A 22,691-nucleotide genomic window follows, 5' to 3' on the forward strand; every position below is an offset into this window, starting at 1 on the left:
TGAAGTAATTTTTGAGATTAGATAGCGCTAATAACCTCTTTTAAACCATGATATGTCCAAGGTTTATCAACGAACCGATCAATTAAGTTTTGCGCAATAGCTTCACTAACTTCGCCTTCAGCAGCATAGCCTGAAATCATAACTTTTTTCGGAGCCGCTGTTATTTTCATTTCCTCCAACTCACGTAAAAATTCAACGCCTGTCATGATAGGCATCCGCTGATCCGTAAAAACGTACGCTACGTCGTTGTTCTTTAAATATTCAAGGGCTTCTTCGGGATAGGTGGTAGTAAAGACTTCAAAATCCTTTTTAAACATCTCCTTAAATAGCAGAAGATTGATCTCTTCATCATCGAGGTATATTACCGCAGGTTTATATTCACTCATTTCCCTAAAAAATATTGCTCTGGTTGAAAGTTCAAATTTAACTCAATAATGATTTAGTTTGAAAAACAACCAATTCATTTCGATGAATTAACCTCGTCTGCTCAGTAATAGGTCTTTCAAGTTTTGATATGACCATGGTTTACTAACGAAACTGTCTATCAATTTGGTCTCAAGCGCCTCATCTACTTCTCCCTCTTGTGTAAATCCAGATATAATTACTTTCATCGACTTATCCGACACTCCAAGTTCCTTCAACTCTTTCAAATACTCGACACCAGTCATAACCGGCATCAGTTGATCTGTAAGAATATAATCTAGCTCATGTCCTTTCACATATTCTATGGCATCATTTGGCGATGTGGTAGTGAAAATATCAAAGTCTTTTTTGAACATCTCTCTAAAGAGTATAAGATTAATCTCTTCGTCATCTAAATAAATAAGCGATGGCTTGGTTTCACTCATATTAGCTCGCTAATGGTAGTTTAATTATAAATTCAGTTCCTTCATCTAGTTGAGAGTTTACAGCGATTGTCCCTCCATGGCGTTCTACTATTCCGTAGGTAATCGATAAACCCAAACCAGTTCCAGCTCCTATTTTCTTGGTGGTAAAAAACGGATCAAAAATCTTTTGTAAATCGGCTTCAGACATACCTACTCCATTATCTGATATTTTCACCTCAGCTCTTTTACCATCAAAAGTTGTTTCAATATTAATTTTACCTTCTTTCCCTTTAGCAGCGACGGCATCAATAGAATTGCTGATGATATTAAGAAATGCCTGACTTAGCTGCCCCTTATAACCGTCTACTTCCATGTGCTGATCTGACAATTTCTTGTTGATACTGATCGCATCTTTATGCCTACTATTCAGTAAAAGCAACGCTACGTCAATGTCACCGTGAATATCTATTCGCGTTTTTTGCTCAGTCTCAGACCTTGAGAAAGTTCTTAGCCCTTTTACAATTTCTGTCGTCCGTTCAGCACCTACCTTGATACTCGTAATCATTTGATCTATTACTCCTTGTGCTTCATCATAATCCACTTCCTCGCGTTCTTTCACCAACTTCTCGATGGATTGTTTTAGGTCTTTATCATCCTTTTTTATCTCAGTTACATGCGATATTACGGGTCTTATTTCGGTGAATTTATCGCTCAACACATGAATTCCTGAATACACAAAATTGATTGCATTGTTTATTTCATGCGCTATACCTGCGGTCAATGTACCAAGAGAGGCCATCTTTTCAGACTGGACAAGTTGGGTCTGTGTCTCTTGTAGCTCATTAAGCAGCCTCCCAAGATCTTCTTTTTGTTCTGCTAGCTTCTTGGCAGCTTTTTTCCTGGCTCGATAGGCGGTGAAAATAAGAAATGAAAAACCTACCAGTACGACAAGAAATAGGATCAAAAAGACCAGTGCGCTTTGTTGAGAGTTTACCACGTTAGACATTTCGTTCAATCGCTCTTCTCTTTGCGCTATTTCATCATTTTGTTCAGCTATTCGGGTGGTTTGTTCCTCAAGAATTTTATTTCCTTCCGCAACATTCTCCTTTTGCGCATCTATCTCATCTCCCAATACATCTAACTCCTGCTCACGTGTGTTCAATGTGGCAGTTAAGTCAATTAGGCGTGCTTCAGATTCAGCGAATTCAATCCTAAGGCTATCTAGCACCTTGGTTTGTTGATCTATTTCTTTTTGTTTTCGATCTATTTCCTCGTTTCTTGCTCTAATTAATACCTGCTGTTGCCTCATGATCCCCAATGCAGCTGCTACATTCAAATTCATTGAATCAAATTGCACTTTTAAGGCTTCTGCTCGTAGCTCCATCGCCCTCACAGAGTCACGCACTTGTTTGAATATCTTAGCTACATCTACTTTAGATCCTCCAAGGTCATCCATGCCCGATTTTATTTTTAATCCCTGATTGGTGACATTGGCCTGATTAATTTCAAAGGTGACCTCTCCTGAATTTTTATTCAAAAAATTAATCATGACATCCCGCTGTTTATCATACCTATCTGTAAGGAGTAGGACACCCTTTCCTCCAATTCTATCTAACAGTGTTGGGATTGTTGCATTATATTGATTCGTAACGAAGATGGCATCTACATTTTCTGGAATGAGAACGTAGCTGGTAAAGGTGACCGTTACTTTTCTGCCAGCGAGTGTTTGATTTTGACTGGAAGTCCTGAATTCATCCTTCAATCCATTGTCTGTTGTGATAATATGGATTTTAAATGGTGTTTCCTTTTTAGGCCACTCAATGTTCTTAATAATGGAATATGTGCTTGATACCATTTGCTGCTGACGATCAGTCTGCGCAATGGCACTATAATTCACAAAAACCGTTATAAAGAAAAGTATTATTCCTTTTTTATATTTCATTCTAAGACTGGTGACTGCACGAAAGATAGGTATTTTCAGTGGGTTCATACAAGCAATTAGATAAGTCATAGTACTGATTAGACGAACAACGTATTAATCAAGAGATACATTTTACTAAAAATATTAGTAATTTTGAATCATGATCAATTCCTTCATTTTGCACTTGGATTTAGACACCTTTTTTGTGTCTGTAGAGCGATTGCGGGATAGGCAATTGATAGGCAAGCCGATCCTGATTGGTGGATCAAGTGATCGTGGTGTAGTGGCAGCATGTAGTTATGAAGCACGAAAATTTGGTATTCACTCCGCTATGCCCATGCGACTAGCGGTTCAGCTATGTCCAGAGGCCATTGTAATCAAAGGAAGTCACACGGATTACACGAAGTTTTCCATGGAAGTATCCGAGATAATACGAGAATGTGTCCCTGTTTTCGAAAAAACATCTATCGATGAGTTTTATGCAGATTTGACCGGAATGGATCGTTTCTTCGGTTGTTACAAAATGGCTTCTGAGCTAAGAGAAAAAGTGATCAAGGAAACACATCTTCCTATTTCTTTTGGCTTATCCATCAATAAAACTGTATCTAAAGTAGCCACGGGAGAAGCTAAGCCAAACAATAAGATATGGGTTCAATCCGGCTCAGAAAAGTCCTTTCTCGCTCCCTTGTCCGTAAAGAAAATCCCCATGATTGGAAGTAAAACTCAACAGACATTGAGAGGATTAGGTGTAAGAAAAGTGCATACGCTACAAGAGATGCCGAAAGATATGTTGGTGCAAATTTTCGGAAAAAACGGAGCTGCCATGTGGGAAAAGGCCAATGGAATAGATCATTCGCCCGTCATACCATACTCTGAGCGAAAATCCATTTCTACAGAACAAACCTTCAACAAGGATACGACAGACATCACCCGGCTGAAAAACATCATTTTGGCTATGACTGAGCACCTGGCGTATCAACTGCGACAGGAAAGCAAGTTGACTGCTTGTGTAGCGGTGAAGATTCGTTATTCAGATTTCAACACGTTTTCACAACAGATACGCATTTCATACACATCTGCTGATCATCTGCTGATTCCTCGGGTGATTGAGCTATTTGAAAAGCTCTACGATAGAAGACTGCTGGTTAGACTCGTTGGTGTAAGATTTAGCAGTCTGGTGCATGGAAACTATCAGATCAATTTGTTTGAAGATTCGGGTGAAATCATCAACCTGTATCAGGAGATGGACTGGCTCCGGCAAAAGCATGGTGATCGATCCATCGTGCGAGCAAAAGCTATGGGAGTGAATGCGATCCGCACATTCAATCCTTTCAAAGGTGATATGAGGGTGTCAAAAGTGAAACCTAACTCTCCTCTGTTCCCTAAAAAGACAGTGTGAGTTACCTTATAATATGTACCTCAACACACATACATATTACAGCTTCAAATACGGCACTCTCTCCGAGGAACAGCTATTGAATACCGCCCGACAGTGTGGGATCAGAGAGATGGTTCTCACTGACATCAACTCTACAGCAGGGAGTCTGAACTTTGTTCGACTCTCAGTTGAATACGATATCCGTCCCATTTTGGGCATTGATTTTAGAAATGGTGCACAGCAAAAGTTTATAGGAATTGCCAAAGACAATCAAGGTTTTCAGGAGCTCAACGAATATCTTTCTAAGCATCTACACGACAAAGAAGACTTCCCTGATCGCGGCCCAAAATTTAAGCATGCTTATATCATCTATCCATTCCATTTTTCATTCAATATCAAGCTTCGCAAAAATGAATTCTTAGGTATTCGTCCACAGGATATTATCAAGCTCTCGATGACCAAATGGAAGAACCATCTGGACAAACTCGTGATCTTACAGACGGTTTCATTCAGAGGTGGTAAAGACAATAAAATCCATTTCAATATGCATAGACTGCTACGTAGCATCGATAATAACATGCTGCTGAGCAGGCTACCTAAAGAGGAGGAAGGCCATCCAAATGATATCATGCATTCCGTAGGGAAACTTTTTGAAGCATACAAAGACTATCCGGAAATCATCGTAAACACGAAGAAACTACTGGATCAATGTTCCATTGAGTTTCAGTTCAATGATCCGGTCAATCATCAAAACCTGAAAGTATATTCTTCTTCAGAAGAGGAAGACATGCAGATGATTACAGATCTCTGTTATCAAGGACTTGCTTACCGCTATGGAGATCATCCAGATCAAAAGATATTTGATCGGCTGGATATGGAACTCGAAATGATCAAGTCAAAAGGGTTTGTATCCTACTTTCTCATCAACTGGGACATCCTTGAATATGCACGCTCGCAAGGCTACTACCATGTAGGGAGAGGAAGTGGAGCCAACAGTGTGGTCGCATACCTCCTCCGAATCACTGATGTCGATCCCATTGAGTTAGATCTCTATTTTGAGCGGTTTATCAACCTATTCCGCCAAAATCCTCCTGACTTTGACATTGACTTTTCATGGAAAGACCGGGATGACATCACGCGATACATCTTCGAGCGGTTTGGAGCCAAAGGGCAAGTATCACTTCTGGCAACCTACAGTACATTTCAAAATCGAGCAATCATTCGCGAGTTGGGTAAGGTATTTGGGCTACCTCCACATGAAATCGAAAAAGTAGGACAAACAGAGGAAAAAGATCTGGATCAAATCGGTCAGCTCATCCGCAGGTATGGTGCACGACTTACCAACTTTCCCAGTCATCTCAGCATCCATGCCGGAGGGGTACTCATTGCGGACAAACCCATTCATTATTTTACCGCTACCTCACTCCCGCCGAAAGGCTATCCGGTTACGCATTTTGACATGATCATCGCAGAAGATGTCGGACTTTTTAAGTTTGACATTCTCAGTCAACGTGGCTTGGGAAAGATCCGTGATTCTTTGGATGTGATCAAGCGCAATTGCCCCAACGATCCGGATGTAGATATCCATAATTTCAAGTCGTTCAAAAATGACCCTAACCTGAACTACAAACTACAAAATGCAGATGCCATCGGTTGCTTCTACATTGAGTCCCCTGCCATGCGGATGCTTATGCGAAAGCTACAAGTAAATGAATACCTGGGGCTGGTAGCTGCCAGCTCCATTATCCGGCCGGGGGTAGCAAAATCAGGCATGATGCGTGAGTACATTTTAAGGTATCGTCATCCTGAGCGAAGAAAGGATGCACACCCCGTATTACAGGATATCATGCCGGATACATATGGTGTAATGGTATATCAGGAGGACGTGATCAAGGTAGCTCACTTATTTGCCAAATTGGATCTCGGGGAAGCAGACATGCTCCGGCGGGGAATGTCTGGAAAGTATCGCTCTAGAGATGAATTTCAAAAAGTGAAAGACAAATTCTTTCAAAACTGCAAAGACTTAGGCCATACGTTTGAAATATCCGCTGACATCTGGCGCCAAATTGAAAGTTTTGCCGGATATGCCTTTGCTAAAGGTCACTCAGCCTCCTATGCAGTAGAAAGCTATCAGGCCCTGTATTTGAAAACCTACTATCCTTTGGAATACATGGTGGCAGTAATCAACAATGGAGGCGGCTTCTACCGCACAGAATTTTATGTACACGAAGCACGCATGAACGGTGGGGAGATCAAAGCACCCTGCGTCAATCATAGCGAAGGACTAACAGTGATTTTTGGAAAGACCATCTACCTCGGTTTCGGCATGGTAAAAGATCTGAACTATACTACAATTGATGCGATTGTTGCTGAACGTGAAAAAAACGGCGAATTTCTTGATTTGGACGATTTTACTGCTCGAGTAGGCATCTCATTGGAGCAGATCAAACTGCTGATACGTGTGGGAGCTCTGAGAGTATTTGGGTCAAAAAAAGACCTCTTGTGGCAGGTTCATTTTTCCATGGGAGCAGGTGTAAGCAGAGCCAGGAGTGGGCTTTTTAAAGTGCCCATAAAGAAATGGACGCTCCCTCCTCTTCATTACGACAAGCGAGAGGATGCTTTAGACGAGATGGACTTACTAGGCTTTCCCCTTTGCAATCCTTTTGACTTAGTAGCAACAGCTAGTACAGGTGTGTTCTCAAAAGACTTGTGTAATCACTTGCATCGGCAAATAGAAATGCTGGGCTATCTGGTGACTGTAAAAAATACCGGCACATCCAATGGAAAGCGTATGTGCTTTGGTACTTTCATTGATCGTGAAGGACAATTCATTGACACAGTCCACTTTCCTCCCTCGGCTGCTAAGTATCCTTTTCGCGGCAGAGGTGTTTACCAATTGACTGGAAGAGTGGTAGAAGAATTTGATTTCTACAGCTTAGAAGTAGTTCGTATGGAAAAAATCAATTACGTGAATTTGGAAGATGAGTCGAAGGAGATGGTACGATCGGTTATAGGATAATCCAACTTATTTCGATGAAAGAAATGGGCAGTAGCTAAAAAATAGCTATTTTTAGATAGCTATTTTCAACCAGTATGCTTAATATCCGCCAATTAGTAGCAATCTGCATAGCCCTATCCGCCGTTAGCGCAAATGCCCAAAGAGGTCTTATCGTGACTTCTGCATCCACAGATGTAATGGATCCGAATGGAGATGGGTACGTCTCATTGGACAACTCTGGTTTTTCCAATGATGGCTATTACCTAGATGAGTTTGAATTCCAAATGTTTGCACTGCCCATTTTTGGAGATGGTGATGTGCTTAATGACACCCAGGCAGGACCAAACTGCGGATCAACTGACCTTACAGTAGATCCAGATGGCCAAGCTGCTTATGCGGTCTTGGACGCTGATAACAACCTAATTTTTAGGTTACGTCTTGCAGATGAAAATCCGGCTGTGAAAGCATACACAATATTGATTGATACAGATGGAGCCATTGGAACTGATGATGACAATTTCAATGAATCTAATCTTGGTTTTGAAATTGATATCACGCTCATCAAAAGTAACTCTCAAGGAATACTCGTTTATGAAATTGATGGCGTCACAGGCTGTCCAACGCCTGTTTTAGAATACGATCTTTCCAGCAATTTTCAGCTTTCAATAGCTGATGAAGTAAGCTGTGGAGATGAAGATTACTTTTATGATTTCTACGTACCATTCGGAGATTTAACCGCTGAATTTGGAATTACCGTTGATAGTGAATTGCAATTTGCTGTAGTGACGAATATCTCCGCTACATGTGCTCTTGGTGGAAGTCTTTCAGACATAGGAGGAGTAGATGATGACGAATATGCGGGCTGCATTTCATGTGCATTTGAGGATCTGTCATCAAATCAATGTCCTGTACCATTTAGTAGTCTCATGGCTGGTGGTGAAGGGTTCCTGTCTGGTGCAACACCTACTCCAACCATGGAAGTACCGCTCAAAGAAGGAGATGCAATAATTACTGGAACTGCAGCCCCAACGGCTGAGTTAACCGTCGAAATTTTTGACTTGAGTAATAACCTCATTGGAACCGAAACTGCGATTACTGATGCCGATAGTATTTGGACCATCGCACTCGGTGCTGCTCTTGTTCAGGGGGATTCTGTAACTGCGATAGCACAAATTACAGGAAGTTGTGATTCTGGGGTTACTGGCTCGCAACTTAGTTTTGCTGTAGTAGTTCTAAACACAACTCCTCTCATTAGTGGAAACGCTACTACTTTGACTTACCAAGAAAATGATGGAGCAATTCCAATAGATCCAACTGTTCTCGCTAGCGATAGCGAAGATTTAGATTTTGCTAGCGCAACAATCTCAATAATCAGTGGATTTGAATCAGGAGAGGATGCATTGGTTTTTATGGATCAACTGGGGATTACCGGGAGTTACAATGCAGGAACTGGCGTATTGACTTTGAGCGGAGATGCTACAATAAACGACTACAACACAGCTTTACAGAGCGTGAGTTATATCAATAGTAGCGAAAATCCTATTGAATCAACGCGGACGATAGAATTTATCGTTAATGATGATACCGAAGACAGTGCGCCTTTCACGCGAGATATCAATGTTTCCGCAGAAAATGATGCTCCAACCTTGAGCGGCACCACGAGTTCTACTGAATTTGCAGCGCCTCCGCCTGATTTTATTGTGAATTCCACATTCACAATTAGTGATTTTGACGATACTCATATGGAAAGTGCTTCTGTAAAGGTTGTGGAATCAGCAACTAATAATTATGTAGATGGAGATGATTTAATTTTCACCGACCAGCTAGGAATTACAGGTGCTTATAATGGAACCACTGGGGTGCTAAGCCTAACCGGAACAGCTACGCTTGCAGACTATGGAACTGCTATTAGTAGCATCAGCTACAATTATACACCTCCCGGAGCAAGTAACTTAAATACACGGAGGGTGGAATTTAGCGTCTCTGATGGCGATGTTTCAAGCAATTTCCTAAATCAGTTTATCACATTTGCTTCAGCAACCAATTTTCCACCGGATGTTTTAGATGATGATGGCTTTCCTGTTGTTGACGCCATTTCTATAACAGTTATAGAAGATGGAATTGTAAACATTTGCTTAAATGTGAATGATCCAGATGGAGACTTAGTTACAATCATAAGTGCTACAGGGGAGGTTAATGGAAACTTAAGTATTACAAGTGATTTATGTTTAGAATACTCACCTGATGATGACTTTGATGGGTCGGAAATAATTTCTGTAACAGTATGCGACGCACTTGGTAATTGTGATGACCCTGTTGACATTGACATTGACATTCTTTCCGTTAACGACCCTCCAGTTTTAGCAGCTTCGACTGCAAATGTAAATGAGCGAACTACGTCATCAGTGTGTATCAACCCTTCAGATATCACTGATATTGAAGGGGATGATCATGTTTTTACTACTGGATCTTCTATAAACGGTGGTGTGGTAGAAGATGGAACAGGTGGAGATTTATGTTTTAATTATACTCCTCCAGATGGTTTTGTAGGAATGGATAATGTTGAGGTAACTATATGTGATGCTGACGACCCATCCATTTGTGCTACCAGCACGGTAGCTATTACAGTATTAAGCGTAAACGACAGTCCTATAATTCTTGTAAATGGCATTGAGTCAAGCACAATGGTGGTTGAAATTGTTGAAGATACCGCACAAGTTTTTTGTTTTGAAGTAATAGACGTAGATGGAGACAATGTTTCTACAGCATCTATCACCAATATTTCTGGAAATGGTTCAATGTCTGAAGTTGCAACTGAGTTTTGCTATAACTATACGCCAGCACTAAATGATAATAATACTTCAGTTTGGAATGTTATAGTATCCGATGACGCTGCTTCTCCATTGCAAGACGAAGTACAGATTACAATTAATATAATCCCCATCAATGATCCACCATCTCTAGATGCCATCACTATTGATGTAGAAGAGAAAACAACCTCTCAAGTGTGTGTCACGGCGACAGATATAGAAGGTGACACGCATCAATTTATTTCAGCAACATCACAAACAGCCAGTGCGATTATTGTGGATGGAGTTTCGGGTGATATGTGCTTTGACTACACACCGCCGGATGGGTTTTTAGGAATGGATCAGGTAGAGATAACTATATGTGACACTGCTGATCCTACTACGTGCAATACTGGAATTATTAACATTAACGTACTTGACGTGAATGAGCCTCCGGTATTTCTTGTAAATGGCTTGGTAACAAATGCTATTCAAATTGATGGCGAGGAAGACACTCCTATGGACATCTGCATAACTGCTGAAGACCCCGAAGGAGATATTGTTTCACTTACAACTAATATAACAGCTGTATCAGGAGGTGGATCTATGCAGCTAAATGGCGCACTATGTTTGAACTATTCTCCTGAAGAAAATCATGTGGGAACCGTTATTTATGAGGTTGAAGCATGCGATGATAATGTAGATCAGAAATGCAATACAGTTCAAATAGAAATCAGTCTTGCAAACGTCAACGATGCACCCACATCTGTTACGGACACGCTATTGGTAATTAGAAAAGTACAAGGATCAGTCAATGTACTCACCAATGATTTGGACATTGACAATGATCAATTGAGCTTGCAAACATCACTTATGAAAGAGCCAACAGGCGGAACTGTCAGGCTCGACCCAAACGGCACCATTACATATGTTTCAGATGTAACATTTAGAGGAGTAGATTCCTTGGTTTATGTTTTGGAAGATTCCGGATCACCTACTCTGACAGCTACAGGATTATTAATTATTCGTGTAGATGACGAGCCCTTTACTATTTATCAAACCATCTCCCCTAATGGTGATGGTATCAATGACTATTGGCACATTGAAGGAATTGATTTTTATCCAAACAATAGTGTAAGACTCTATGATAGATACAACAATCTTGTTTTCGAGCTTGATGGCTATAATAATGAAGATAGAGCTTGGAAAGGTCGATCAAACATAAATAGCAGTAAGACGCTTCCCGAAGGAACCTATTTTTATCGCATAGCCGCAGGCGAAGCTGGAACTTTCGGAGGATTTGTCGTCTTAAGAGGGGTGAGAAATTGATGAAGAACAAACTAATCATCATACTCTTATTTGCTTTCTGCATTACGTCTTTTGCTCAGCAAACTGCAAGTTTTGCGCAGTACATGTTTAATCCATTAGCTATTAATCCTGCGTACGCAGGTTCGCATAATCTTCTAAGCGCCTCATTTATTACTCGATTTCAAAATATAGGGTTGGAAGGTGCTCCAAGTACTCAAACTTTTTCGATTCATTCTCCACTATGGATAAAGAGTATAGCAGGAGGTGCATTATTGATACGAGATCAAATAGGTGTTATCAGTCAAACAGGGATCCATGGGGTTGGTGCTTACCGTATCTTCTTTGATGAAGATGGTTTGCACTCTTTATCTTTTGGATTACAGTTTGGAATGATCAACTACAAGGCAAACTATGCAGACCTCAACAGTTTTCAGCCAAATGATCCATTTTTTGATACCAACGTTGTACAAACCCGTCCAAACGTAGGTTTTGGAATTTTTTATCGAACAGAAAAATATTTTGCAGGCCTGGGGATGCCTCATCTAATGAATAATGTCTTTGATCGCGGCGATAACTTTACGACAGTAAAACAATCCATTCCATTTCTAGTACATGGTGGTTATGTGTTTACAATTAATCCACTACTTAAATTCAAACCAAATTTTCTCTTCAAGCTACTTGATGGGCAAGCGACAGAAATTGATTTAAATGGCAGCTTTCAGCTGGATGACCTATTGTGGGTTGGTGCCTCTTACAAATTTCCAGGAATTAATTTATTGACAGAATTCAGGGTATCAGACCAAATGTTGTTTGGCTATTCATACGCATTAGAAAAAGGAGAGCTGAGAGAAGTTGGGGTTGGGACTCATGAAATACTGATTAACTTCAGATTCAAGTTTACTAAATACCGTCTTGTAAGTCCTAGATATTTTTAAAATGACACGGCTCTATCATTACATCGCATATGTATTAATAACTTTCGTATCATACGGTCAGGGTAAGAGTGCGCTTGATTTACTGCGAGGAGATCGGCAGGTTGCAAATGAATTTTATGAACAGCTTGACTTTAGAAATGCCATCCACTTCTTTGAAAAATCTTTAGAAAAGAAGCCTGGAGATGTCGACTCGCAATTCAAGATCGCTAAAAGTTACCTTCAATTAAACGAAACTGATGCTTCAGAAGTCTGGTTGAGGAGCTTAGTTTCTAATCCAGAAGCAGATATGGAGATGAATTTGCTTTATGCTGAAGTTTTACGGAGGAATGGCAAAGCAGATCTAGCTAAAGAATGGTATGCAAGGATACTCGCCTACGAACACAACGAAGAAGTTGCTTCAAAACTCCATTTTCTTAATAATATTAGCTACTATCAACGAGATTCTGTCTATGAGATAGAAAACTTCAATTACAATTCTAAACAGTCAGATTTTTCTCTCCAGCAGCTTGGAGATGGATTGATTTTCTTATCTGCAAGACAGACCGAAAGGTACATTCAGCATCAGCCAGCGACAGCTTCCAATGAAGGCGAGGGAATGCTCAGATACTTCACAATCGATAGTGGTATCGTTAATCAATTGACATATGATGAGGATTTGAAACCGTATTTCCACGATGGGCCACTTTCCTTTTTCAACATGGAAAAAAATGTGGCTTTTACCAGAAATGATTTAAGAGATTCCAAAAAATCAAAAGGCACAAGTCGTGTAAACCTAAAAATCTTTCTAGCTGATTGTTCCAATCATCTCCGGTGGATCGACATAACAGCATTTGAGCACAATAGCGAATCATATTCTGTAGGCCACCCCGCCCTCAATACGAATGGCACCGTCATGTTTTTCTCATCAGACATGCCAGGAGGTTATGGGGGTGCAGATCTTTACATAAGCTATAATTACGACGGGAGTTGGAGTACACCTGAAAATCTTGGACCTACCATCAACACGACTGGTAATGAGCTATTTCCTACTATTTTCAACGATACTACTCTTTATTTTTCATCAACTGGACTTGGAGGATTTGGAGGGTTAGATATCTTCATGAGTAGTTTTAAAAATAATAAGCTTGCAAAGCCAAAAAATATGGGATCGCCCGTCAATTCCATCTCAGATGACTTTAGCTTAACCATGGATCAAAGTGGCAGAAAAGGGTTCTTTTCTTCTAACAGGTATGGCGGCCATGGTAGAGATGATATTTATAGTTTTAGAACAATCATGTACGCCGGAGTAGGCAAGGTGATAACCAAGCAATCAGGCTTACCAATAAAAGATGCAGCTGTCACGATCAATTCAATCGATGGCTCAGGTCATTGGAATTCTACTACAGATTCAGTAGGGAGCTTCCCAATTAATGTGCCCTACGATTCAAAATTCAGAATTTCTATAAAAAAACAAGGTCATTCTGATCTTTACAGTGAAGAATTTAGCACGCTTGATACTCGTATCAATTACGATACATTGAGGCTAAGCTTATGGGAAGATGATTTATACGCAAAAGGTAAACTGTATAGTAATGAAACTCAGCAGCTAATATCAGATGTAAAAGTCACTTTAGAGGATCTTGACAATGGTGTTGTAGAAACAATTATCACGGATGAAAGTGGTGTCTATGAATTTGCGCTTACACCAGGTACCAAGTACAAAATATCAGCTGATCATGAAGGATTTATTGCAAATGGATTTTCAATAAATACCACTAATATCTTCAGTGGCGACCTTCTTAATGACATCCTTTTAGAAGAAGAGTTTGTTGATAAATCAATCACATATTTCAAATTCAATGCTTCGGAAATTCAGGAAACTCACTATGATGAATTGAATCAGTTAATCAGAACACTCAAGAGATTCCCTGAGTCTATACTCAATATCGCTGCTCATGCGGATGCAAGAGGAACTGAAAGTTACAACAAGCGATTGTCCCAAAACAGGCTAAACAAACTTATAAGGTACTTTACCTCGAGAGGAATCCCGAAATGGAGAATCCAGGGCATTGCTTTTGGTGAGGAGCTCCTTTTAAATAAGTGCAGCAATGGCGTAGAGTGTGAAGAAGATGATCACTCCAAAAATCGAAGAGCAGAACTCAAAGTACAGGATCACTCCATTCACTAGTTATCTAAAGTATTCTTTACAGTAATCATTCGCTCCAAAAACATTATCATTTGATAATATTTATTGGAATCTATACTAACTTGAGGCCTACATAAAATCACCACACACCAGCGATTGAATCCAATAAAAAATCTTATTCGAAAAGGAGTTAGTGAATCTCAATCACTGGAGACCAGACAACATGTGGTTATCATGAACAGTGTTTCTCTGTTTGTGGCCTTTATTTTCCTTTTTTACACCTTCTACGGTATATATGTTGAAAGTATGCACACCATGCTTTCCACCGTATTCTTTATGTTGGCATGCCTCATAGCATATGGACTTAACATCAACGGCATGATCAGCGCAGCTAAAATATTACTGATGGGCATAACTTCATTCAGTGTTTTTTATACTTATCATATATACACATTGGGAGAAGCAATACTCACCATATATTTTCCCATACTTCTCGCATATGTATTCTTTTTCGATTTCAGCCAGGAAAAGAAACACTTCGTCATATCCTTCACTTTCACACTTTTAATGATTCTACTTTGTGTATTGGTACCTCGACATTTGTTTTATCGAATAGAAGTACCAGAATCGTTAACTCTGCTAAGTGATCAAATACATATTATAGTTACACTATGTGTGACTGGGATCTTGCTTATCATGGTTGTACGAAATAAAGACCATGCACACAAAAATCTTCTTTTAGAGAAGAGAAAGTTGGAGTCTACTCTTAGTGAACTTCAAGAGACGCAAAGCCAATTGGTCAATTCGGAAAAAATGGCTTCTCTCGGTCAAATGAGCGCTGGAATCAATCATGAAATAAAAAATCCACTCAACTTCATTCAAGGCAGTCTGGAAAGCATGAAGCAAAACATGAGCAAAGACACACTGAATGAAAATGATACATTCTTTCGAATAATGGATGAAGGACTCAAGCGATTAAACAAGATTGTGAATAGTCTAAGTCACTTTAGCCATCAGTCGCAAGATCACAACCAAGAGTGTAACATTCAGGAGCTCATTGATAATTGCCTCAACATTCTTGAACATAAATCAAAAGGGCGAATTGAAATTAAAATCAACTACTGCGAACATAAACTTGTGAGGGGCAACTCGGGACAACTTCACCAGGTTTTTCTCAACCTCTTAGGAAATGCCATGCACGCAATACCTTCATTAGGTAGCCTAGCGATTACTACGCAAAAAGATAAAAACTTTGTCCACATCGTAATTGATGATAATGGGATTGGTATATCTCCGGAAGTTCTCGATAAGATTTTTGATCCATTTTTCACAACAAAAAAACCAGGTGAAGGAACAGGTCTAGGCTTGGCGATTTCTTCTAAGATTGTATCAGATCATAAAGGCAGCATTGTGGCCACATCAGATCCTGGTAGTGGATCTACTTTCAGAGTATCTCTGCCGGTTTTTTAGAAATTATTAGAACATCAAACATCCCTGATACCAGTTAAAATCGTAGATGGAATACCTTCAATACTGTAATGGGGTTATTAATGATTCCGGCCTGCAAAACAGGTCGGTTTTTTTAACTGTTGAATCCAGAACGCACTAGCTTTATGAAAAAATGCTATGAAGCGATTGATCGTCATTACCGCCATTTGCCTTCCCTTTTATGCCAGTTCCCAACTACTCTTTCCAGAAAGTTTTGTCGTAATTTTTGATACCACCAGAAATTTTAAGGGCTCAATATCTCCATCACTGGAAATAAAAACACAACGTCAGCTTTATGTGGAATTAACCAACAGAGCAGACGTGGCTTTCAGGTTTAAAAATCACGGAATCACTGCTGCCAATAAATTTGAGTTGACCAGAGACGGAAGTGAAACTATTCTTAGTGGCGGATTTATGTATGGGAAATTTAAGACGTTTTATGACAATCCTTTTGTGCTAGAACACTATGTTCAGTATCAATGGGCAGAAGCGAGGGGTCTCAATCAAAAAATAGCGGTAGGGTCGAACTTGCGATATAAAATATTTAAATCACAAAAAGGTGGAGCGTTTGCTGGGGTTGGTCCATTCTATGAATATGAACTTTGGAATTATCGAGGAGTGCCCGAAGATCGACTGCCACTAATAATGGATGATGTAGAAAGGAAAGTATTAAAGCTTAATGTCTACCTAAGTACCAAACGAGCGTTATCCGAAAAGATTCGCTTCGAAGGAGCCCTGTATTTCCAAGATGAGTTCAATGATATCTTTAATAACCCCCGGTGGGCAGGCTCTACGAGCTTCTCTTATTCATTTACTGAAAACATCGCTTTTGCAGTCAACCTCCAAGTCATTTATGACTTTGCCCCATTGGTACCTATTGATAAGTTTTGGCTCAATACATTTTCTGCTCTTGAAGTTACTTTCTAGATAAAAAAACCCCGCCCTTTTTAGAGAGCAGGTTTTTCCATTGTTATTTATAGGGTATATGTTTCTTCGTAAGCCTCCGGACAATCTATTGACAGCTGATCTCCAGGCTCAATACTTGAATGATGCGATGTAATTTTTTGATCTTGAATCACGAATGAAAATCGAAGTTTATTCCGTTTCTCAAACCCTCCGCTTTTCCAAATCAATTCGTAAACCCCACTATCCACCTTCAGACCGTTAATTCGCTGTGTTACAATATCGACTGGAACGACTTTCACATCATCTTTCTCAAACAGGTCGTGATACAATCCCTGCACTTCGCCTTTCGATTTTCTGATTTTTGAAGAAAAAGCAGGAATCATCATGGCATTATCAGCATAGAGATCCATGAGGGTATCAATGTCATGATCATTGACTGCTCGAACCCATTTATTCAAAACTGGAACCCGCAGCTCTTGCATGATATCAGCCTTTTCTAATACAGGCTGTACATCAGGTTTAAATGTGTTTTTGAATTCTGCAATGATATCGCTGGTCGATTGTCCCAGTCTCCTCATGAATACGTATTGAATACCGGCATGAACGCCTAATAAAAGTAACAGTCCTTCAAATATTCCCATCTCAAATACGAGAATACCACATACTACGGCCATAATTAGTGCATACCTTCCTTCTGATCTTACATTCGCAATGTTGGCAATCATTTTCCATCCAGAGTATACCATAATAATTCCAAGTGCATACTCCGGTAGGTGCTCCAGGATAGACGGGAAAAGTACGACCATCACAAGTACAAGTGAAGTAAATAGATTGGAGAGCTTGGTCACGGCTCCTGCTACGGTGTTGGTTGTGCTTTTTGCTAAACCATCCAGGTTGGTCATTCCGCCGAAAAATGTAGCTCCCAGATTCGAAATCCAGACTGGTAGCAAACCATTATTGGTATTTGCTTTACGTTTTCTGGGATCCATCTTTTCAATTGCCACGTGGCTCATTACTTGTTCTATAACATCTATCGAACCAAGCATAAGTGCAAAACCCACCATTTTTAATAAAGTAAAGAGTGTTTCAGACTGCCCCATCCCGTCAAGGTGCGGAAGTGGTGCACTCAGCTGAAATGGAATGGAATCTATTGCCACTCGAGGAAGCGGTAAAAAGAAACTTAGTGCAAAACTTGTGACCATAATCACCACATAAGGGAGAGCAGGCATCCGCTTTTTGTACGATTTGTAAAGCATGACAAAAAGTATGAATGAGACAATACTAAGTGCGATTACAATTTCTCTTTCCAGATTTAACCAAGTATCTGTTTCGTGTTCTATGTCATAAAGAAACGGTACAAACTTGAGGGCTATTTTTAACCCTACACCTGCCAAAAGCCCTTCTACCAAGTAGTGAGGAACTACACGTAGGATAAAACGTTCCCACTTAAATTTCCATACGGCGGCCTGAAAAAGTGCAGTAAGTGCAATCACGAATGGCATGTTTTCCATACCAAATGAACTAACACCCAGCGCAAGTGCTGGTGCTAACCCTGCTGCTACTCCCGGCATTCCAGTATAATTTCCCGGTCTGAATAAGTAAGTGATGAAGCTGACGATGCCAGCAAAAATTACAGTGTATAACCCTGTCATTATTGGGTAGTCGGACATTAAACAAATGCCGACAGTCAATGGAACTGCCATTACACCTGTAACAGTCCCAGCAAGTGCATCTCTACGTAGATACACAAATATATTTTTAGATTGATCATTCATGATTCTATTAATTCAATTTTATGAAATAGGAAAGGAGTATTACCTCATCGAGAATGCGTGAGGAATACAAAAAATAAAGGCCTAAAGTGGTTTTAATGAATTAACAGAATGGGATTTTGAGACAGCAATGCTGAATAACGAGGGAAGCTCCTGTACGCGCACGATGCGGTAGCTTGATAAGATAATCATCTGCCAGATGTGCTAAAAAGCGAAAATTAAAATGGGTAGCGGAAGCGAGATCAAAACTTCCCAGTAAAAGAACAATCTCTCGCTCAGTCTCCTTTTCTTTGACTTCTTCCTTAAGTTCTCGTTCTTCTTTGGTTTCCTCTGCTTGCTCGTCGCTTAGCAAGAGACTAACCTCTGAGAGGGTAATCAAACCCATCAGAAGGATGGCGAAGTAATTTAGTAGATGCTCTTTACGAAACATTCAACACGAGATTAGGAAGGTAATTTAGATATTTTCTTGGATGCCCAACATGCATTTCGATTAAAGTGGCAAATGGTGAAACTAACCTTGAATCTTAGCAAATAAAAAACCCACTCTTTTTACAGAGTAGGCTTTTTGAAGAGGAATTCGCTTATTTAATCACATGGTTTATTTGGCAACACATGAATCTTTCTTCGCTTATGAAAGGGTGACCCGGTATGAGGGTCACCCTTGACTAACCACCAAAAAACACATTTCTTACTTTACCCATGGGATGAGTGATAGTAGTTCTTGTTTGCAGTTTCTGCTTATCGGTATATGTGTGTCCGCTATTTGTACATGAGATGATGTTATATTTTCGATCTGATCCAATCGAATGATGTATGACTTATGTAGTCGATAGAAATCAGTCCTCGGCAAGGTTTCTTCCAGGTTTTTCATGGTGATATGAACCGTGTGAGATGAATTATCACATTTCACTTTCATGTAGTCTCCGTATCCTTTGATGTACTGGATACTTTTGAGAGATACGCGTTGTATCTGTCTGCCCACATTGAGGAATATACTTCCTTCAAACTGGTCAATTTTGTCACTAATGTTTAGTGTTTCTGATTTTAATACTTGCATGATGGTAGTCAATTTATGTGTGTTTAGTATTTGGTTAAAACTTGTATGAGTATGTCGTGCGGTGCTGTTTCATCTCCTCCGAAGTAGGGATAGAGCATATAGTACAGCCCTCTAGTACATGGTGCATTTCGTTCGATTTTCACCAGGTCATACCCTTGCAGGTAGAATACATAGTGATCATTGGTCAATTGAAGCTGGTAATCAAAAGCCTGATCCAGATCCACAATGCCAATCAGTTCTGTTCTTCTTTCGCCATTCACGTAGGCGTAGGCATGAATCTCAAGCTTCCCTTCTAACCAGCGCCAACCAAAGCGTGCGCTGTTTTGGTGATGGTTTGAGTTGCAATCTGCAAATCCCATGAGCTTATTGATGTCATGCTGATTCTCTTGTGTCTGCGTCTCATAAATTGCCGATTGATTGAAAATGGCAGAGAAACTGAGCGTCTTTGACTGAAGTGATTGCATCTTCCAGCCATTGTCGTGTTTCCCTGAAGGGATGACGAAGTTCTCATAGGGATCTTCTAGTGCTGGCTCACAAGAAAAGAGCGCGGCTAACAGAAGTGTGACAAGAAGTGTTGCTAATAACTTGTTCATGGCAGTAATCTTATAAGTGTATAAGAAGTTTGATTCCAGTGGCCGACTGTCTCGCTCGAATACCAGCTGTAATAGCTGCTGAAAACATATCGGTAATCTTGATTTCTGTTTCTACCTCTGGCATGATGATGAAGAATTGCTCATTTACAAACCCTGCCTTCGGTGTAAAGAAGAAGCGCATATTTCCACATTTGGTTAATGGAACTATTGCCTCCATCCCGTAGAAGGGATACTTCTCTCCCAGACTCTCTTGTGTTGATTTCAAATTGGCCTGATGCATCAGACCCAGTCCCCAGCCTTTCTGACTCTGAATTCTCAATCCGAATCCTTGCTGAGCTCCCATCACAGTTTGCTGAAGAAATGCTTGACCTGTTAGGGTTTGGGCATTTGCAGTCATTTGCATTGCTGTAATCAGGATAATTGTTGTGAGTATTTTTTTCATGGCTATGTCTTTTCATGGTGGTTTTTGTTTTGCTATAGATTAGAAATCTTGAATTGAAAGTCGCACATGGCTGCAAAGTCCAGGCCTGCGTCTAGCATTTCATTGTCATCGTCAAGGGCGCAGCTCCAATAGATCTTTACAGTTTTTCCTGCTGCATGCGCATCATTGAATCGTTGGATTATTTTGAAGAGGTAGCTAGCAGATGATGAATTGAAAAGCTCGAATTTGAAATAGATAGTCAGATCATCTTTTCTCAATAGATGCGTCTCCATGTCAGCCAATATTTGGCAGTATTTGATCCAGGCATCGTCTGTTACACTCCATCCTACTGCTGTGATCAGGTTCAAACTTTCCAGATATCTGGTGGTGAATACTTTCAGTTCACTTTTTACTAATCGTAGTGGAGAAATCTCTTCCTGAATATTGGTATGTATCATTTGTGCGCTCATGATTCTTGTGTTACTTGTTCCTTACTGATTTTTATGCTTAGAATGAAAGGGCTACAGAAGCCTGGATTGTTGGGCGGAAAGCTCTCGAGCCCACACCTAGTCCCAATCGAACATGTTTCACAGGCATGAAATCTGCAAGCACAGATGGTGTGATTACAAAGTTTTCCCCATTGGATACGCCTGTTCTTACATTGGCTTTTAGCAAAAAGCTTTCTCTGGCCACTATAGGCACTGCGAAGTAGATACCTGAGAAGTCTTTTTCATAGTGTCGTGGAAGCGCTTCTTTGTCTTGCTCACTCATCATGAATGATTCCATTAAAGAAGCTTCCTGAAAGAATACTCCATATTCCCATAAGAAGCGATTTTCAAACCCGATGGCGGTTCCTGTTTTCGGACTCATGTGAGTTCTCTCAACATAAGTTTTGATGATTACTTTTTGTGCTGATGCGGTTCCTAGAACTGCGGCAAAAAGAAGCGATAGTAGTATGTACTTTTTCATTTTCGTATGTGTTTTTAATTCTTTGATGATTCAAAATTGAAAAAATCGTAACCCCTGTGTGAGAGGGAAATTCGTGTTTTGAAAGATTCCGAAAATCGCTTATTTGAGCATGTGAGATGCGTATCGTTGAAGCACTTAGGATATTGCGAGATTCACGTATGGTTAATTTCCTGAGTTTGGATTACGTGATTTTGGTAGTGGAACGATCCTAAGCGAGTGACACATAGCAGAACTAGACTCACAGTAAAAGAGTCACACTGAAATTGTTTCAGTATATCAGATGGATAGGCTTACTGTTAATAAACTCCGCCTGTTCGCGGCAGGACAGTTCAAGGTGATACCTGGAGCATAACAAGCATGTGTACAACTAGAAGTCTGAAATTATTTCAGTAGCTAATTGAACTAGATTTTATAAGTGAAAATAAATTTGAATTCGACGCGCTAGCTCATTGGTGACATTGAAATGCTAATAGCAAGCTAAATAGGAGTAGTTTGAAGAAGCTTCTAATAATTATAGTTTGCTTTGATAAAACTACCTACAATAGAAGTACGACTGTTTTTTTACACGATGTTACGCTCCACTGCGTACATTACCAGACCTGCGATATTTTTGCATCCGGTTTTTTCCAGCAGGTTTCGCTTGTGCGTCTCTACTGTGCGAATGCTGATGAAGAGTTTGTCTGCTATTTCCTGATTGGAATATTCATTGGTAATAAGTACCAAAACTTCCTTTTCTCGCTCTGATAAATCGGCCTCCAATGTAAGCCGTTCCTTGGGCTTTCTGCCTGCAATATTGCCAATGATTGTCTTATACACTTCGTCAGAGTAATGATCCTTTCCATCAAGAACCTTCTTAATGGCATCTACCAGTTCATTCTTATCTGACTTTTTCAGCACATAGCCATTAGCTCCTAATGCAATCATTTTGTTGATGTATCCGGCTTCATTATACATGGATAATACGAGTATCTTTTGGTCCGGGTAATTTTCCCTCAGACTTTTCATGAATTCCACTCCATCCATAACAGGCATATTGATATCAGTGAGAACTATATCGTACTCATTCTCTTTTAATAGCTCCAGTGCCTCCAATCCGTTTTCAGCTTCATCTTTGATGACAAATTCTTCGTCCCCTTCAAAATAAAATCGGATACCATCTCTTATAATCTGATGGTCATCTACAAGTAATAATGTGCGCATAGGC

18 protein-coding genes are annotated in these 22,691 nt (G+C 40.0%); 7 read left to right on the top strand and 11 right to left on the bottom strand.

Annotation, left to right across the window (positions count from 1 at the left end; all coding sequences use genetic code 11):
- Positions 1 to 17: 17 nt before the first annotated feature.
- The 3 genes from ABJG98_RS08210 to ABJG98_RS08220 form a co-directional block, all read right to left on the bottom strand.
- Positions 18 to 386: a response regulator gene (locus tag ABJG98_RS08210; RefSeq protein ID WP_348279016.1), complete on the bottom strand. Its 369-nt coding sequence runs from the start codon at positions 384 to 386 to the stop codon at positions 18 to 20.
- Between the two features lie 87 nt (positions 387 to 473).
- Positions 474 to 848 carry a response regulator gene (locus ABJG98_RS08215; RefSeq protein WP_348279017.1) on the bottom strand — a complete coding sequence of 125 codons (375 nt, stop codon included), beginning with the start codon at positions 846 to 848 and terminating at the stop codon, positions 474 to 476.
- 1 nt (position 849) lies between these two features.
- Complete coding sequence (locus tag ABJG98_RS08220) at positions 850 to 2,769, bottom strand: YfiR/HmsC family protein (RefSeq protein ID WP_348279018.1); 1,920 nt, start codon at positions 2,767 to 2,769, stop codon at positions 850 to 852.
- A 139-nt stretch (positions 2,770 to 2,908) separates the two neighbouring features.
- On the opposite strand from ABJG98_RS08220, the gene dinB reads away from it, so the two are divergent.
- The 7 genes from dinB to ABJG98_RS08255 all read left to right on the top strand — a co-directional run bounded on the left by dinB (position 2,909) and on the right by ABJG98_RS08255 (position 16,696).
- The gene (gene dinB / locus ABJG98_RS08225) at positions 2,909 to 4,147 is read left to right on the top strand and encodes a DNA polymerase IV (protein WP_348279019.1); all 1,239 of its coding nucleotides are present in this window, start codon (positions 2,909 to 2,911) and stop codon (positions 4,145 to 4,147) included.
- Between the two features lie 13 nt (positions 4,148 to 4,160).
- Positions 4,161 to 7,145, top strand: coding sequence for a DNA polymerase III subunit alpha (gene dnaE, locus ABJG98_RS08230; protein ID WP_348279020.1), 2,985 nt, complete (start codon positions 4,161 to 4,163; stop codon positions 7,143 to 7,145).
- 74 nt (positions 7,146 to 7,219) lie between these two features.
- A complete protein-coding gene (locus ABJG98_RS08235; protein ID WP_348279021.1) occupies positions 7,220 to 11,242 on the top strand; it encodes an Ig-like domain-containing protein in 4,023 nt (1,340 codons plus the stop codon).
- Positions 11,242 to 12,156, top strand: a complete 915-nt coding sequence (locus ABJG98_RS08240) for a type IX secretion system membrane protein PorP/SprF (RefSeq protein WP_348279022.1) — start codon at positions 11,242 to 11,244, stop codon at positions 12,154 to 12,156. The genes ABJG98_RS08235 and ABJG98_RS08240 overlap by 1 nt, the downstream gene beginning before the upstream one ends.
- Position 12,157: 1 nt before the next feature.
- Positions 12,158 to 14,323: an OmpA family protein gene (locus tag ABJG98_RS08245; RefSeq protein WP_348279023.1), complete on the top strand. Its 2,166-nt coding sequence runs from the start codon at positions 12,158 to 12,160 to the stop codon at positions 14,321 to 14,323.
- A gap of 114 nt (positions 14,324 to 14,437) precedes the next feature.
- Positions 14,438 to 15,751 (top strand): ATP-binding protein, encoded by a 1,314-nt coding sequence (locus ABJG98_RS08250; protein WP_348279024.1) that lies wholly within the window; start codon positions 14,438 to 14,440, stop codon positions 15,749 to 15,751.
- Positions 15,752 to 15,907: 156 nt separating this feature from the next.
- Positions 15,908 to 16,696 carry a DUF481 domain-containing protein gene (locus ABJG98_RS08255; protein WP_348279025.1) on the top strand — a complete coding sequence of 263 codons (789 nt, stop codon included), beginning with the start codon at positions 15,908 to 15,910 and terminating at the stop codon, positions 16,694 to 16,696.
- A 47-nt stretch (positions 16,697 to 16,743) separates the two neighbouring features.
- Here the strand turns inward: ABJG98_RS08255 and ABJG98_RS08260 are convergent, their stop codons facing one another.
- The 8 genes from ABJG98_RS08260 to ABJG98_RS08295 form a co-directional block, all read right to left on the bottom strand.
- On the bottom strand, positions 16,744 to 18,450 hold the full coding sequence (locus ABJG98_RS08260) for a SulP family inorganic anion transporter (protein WP_348279026.1): 1,707 nt from the start codon (positions 18,448 to 18,450) through the stop codon (positions 16,744 to 16,746).
- A 100-nt stretch (positions 18,451 to 18,550) separates the two neighbouring features.
- A complete protein-coding gene (locus tag ABJG98_RS08265; protein WP_348279027.1) occupies positions 18,551 to 18,877 on the bottom strand; it encodes a hypothetical protein in 327 nt (108 codons plus the stop codon).
- A 258-nt stretch (positions 18,878 to 19,135) separates the two neighbouring features.
- Positions 19,136 to 19,504: a LytTR family DNA-binding domain-containing protein gene (locus ABJG98_RS08270; protein WP_348279028.1), complete on the bottom strand. Its 369-nt coding sequence runs from the start codon at positions 19,502 to 19,504 to the stop codon at positions 19,136 to 19,138.
- A gap of 23 nt (positions 19,505 to 19,527) precedes the next feature.
- Complete coding sequence (locus ABJG98_RS08275; protein ID WP_348279029.1) at positions 19,528 to 20,097, bottom strand: hypothetical protein; 570 nt, start codon at positions 20,095 to 20,097, stop codon at positions 19,528 to 19,530.
- A 10-nt stretch (positions 20,098 to 20,107) separates the two neighbouring features.
- The gene (locus ABJG98_RS08280) at positions 20,108 to 20,539 is read right to left on the bottom strand and encodes a hypothetical protein (protein ID WP_348279030.1); all 432 of its coding nucleotides are present in this window, start codon (positions 20,537 to 20,539) and stop codon (positions 20,108 to 20,110) included.
- A gap of 32 nt (positions 20,540 to 20,571) precedes the next feature.
- Positions 20,572 to 20,988 carry a SiaC family regulatory phosphoprotein gene (locus ABJG98_RS08285; RefSeq protein ID WP_348279031.1) on the bottom strand — a complete coding sequence of 139 codons (417 nt, stop codon included), beginning with the start codon at positions 20,986 to 20,988 and terminating at the stop codon, positions 20,572 to 20,574.
- Positions 20,989 to 21,025: 37 nt separating this feature from the next.
- The gene (locus tag ABJG98_RS08290; protein WP_348279032.1) at positions 21,026 to 21,487 is read right to left on the bottom strand and encodes a hypothetical protein; all 462 of its coding nucleotides are present in this window, start codon (positions 21,485 to 21,487) and stop codon (positions 21,026 to 21,028) included.
- Positions 21,488 to 22,048: 561 nt separating this feature from the next.
- Positions 22,049 to 22,687 carry a response regulator transcription factor gene (locus tag ABJG98_RS08295; RefSeq protein WP_348279033.1) on the bottom strand — a complete coding sequence of 213 codons (639 nt, stop codon included), beginning with the start codon at positions 22,685 to 22,687 and terminating at the stop codon, positions 22,049 to 22,051.
- Positions 22,688 to 22,691 lie beyond the last annotated feature (4 nt).

The organism is Ekhidna sp. (assembly GCF_039960695.1).
GTDB lineage: Bacteria > Bacteroidota > Bacteroidia > Cytophagales > Cyclobacteriaceae > Ekhidna.

What these genes read in the sequence shown, in the direction of transcription:
- ABJG98_RS08210 (WP_348279016.1), bottom strand. Translation starts at nt 386, where the DNA reads ATGAGTGAATATAAACCTGCGGTAATATACCTCGATGATGAAGAGATC.
- ABJG98_RS08215 (WP_348279017.1), bottom strand. Translation starts at nt 848, where the DNA reads ATGAGTGAAACCAAGCCATCGCTTATTTATTTAGATGACGAAGAGATT.
- ABJG98_RS08220 (WP_348279018.1), bottom strand. Translation starts at nt 2,769, where the DNA reads ATGAAATATAAAAAAGGAATAATACTTTTCTTTATAACGGTTTTTGTG.
- dinB (WP_348279019.1), top strand. Translation starts at nt 2,909, where the DNA reads ATGATCAATTCCTTCATTTTGCACTTGGATTTAGACACCTTTTTTGTG.
- dnaE (WP_348279020.1), top strand. Translation starts at nt 4,161, where the DNA reads ATGTACCTCAACACACATACATATTACAGCTTCAAATACGGCACTCTC.
- ABJG98_RS08235 (WP_348279021.1), top strand. Translation starts at nt 7,220, where the DNA reads ATGCTTAATATCCGCCAATTAGTAGCAATCTGCATAGCCCTATCCGCC.
- ABJG98_RS08240 (WP_348279022.1), top strand. Translation starts at nt 11,242, where the DNA reads ATGAAGAACAAACTAATCATCATACTCTTATTTGCTTTCTGCATTACG.
- ABJG98_RS08245 (WP_348279023.1), top strand. Translation starts at nt 12,158, where the DNA reads ATGACACGGCTCTATCATTACATCGCATATGTATTAATAACTTTCGTA.
- ABJG98_RS08255 (WP_348279025.1), top strand. Translation starts at nt 15,908, where the DNA reads ATGAAGCGATTGATCGTCATTACCGCCATTTGCCTTCCCTTTTATGCC.
- ABJG98_RS08260 (WP_348279026.1), bottom strand. Translation starts at nt 18,450, where the DNA reads ATGAATGATCAATCTAAAAATATATTTGTGTATCTACGTAGAGATGCA.
- ABJG98_RS08265 (WP_348279027.1), bottom strand. Translation starts at nt 18,877, where the DNA reads ATGTTTCGTAAAGAGCATCTACTAAATTACTTCGCCATCCTTCTGATG.
- ABJG98_RS08270 (WP_348279028.1), bottom strand. Translation starts at nt 19,504, where the DNA reads ATGCAAGTATTAAAATCAGAAACACTAAACATTAGTGACAAAATTGAC.
- ABJG98_RS08275 (WP_348279029.1), bottom strand. Translation starts at nt 20,097, where the DNA reads ATGAACAAGTTATTAGCAACACTTCTTGTCACACTTCTGTTAGCCGCG.
- ABJG98_RS08280 (WP_348279030.1), bottom strand. Translation starts at nt 20,539, where the DNA reads ATGAAAAAAATACTCACAACAATTATCCTGATTACAGCAATGCAAATG.
- ABJG98_RS08285 (WP_348279031.1), bottom strand. Translation starts at nt 20,988, where the DNA reads ATGAGCGCACAAATGATACATACCAATATTCAGGAAGAGATTTCTCCA.
- ABJG98_RS08290 (WP_348279032.1), bottom strand. Translation starts at nt 21,487, where the DNA reads ATGAAAAAGTACATACTACTATCGCTTCTTTTTGCCGCAGTTCTAGGA.
- ABJG98_RS08295 (WP_348279033.1), bottom strand. Translation starts at nt 22,687, where the DNA reads ATGCGCACATTATTACTTGTAGATGACCATCAGATTATAAGAGATGGT.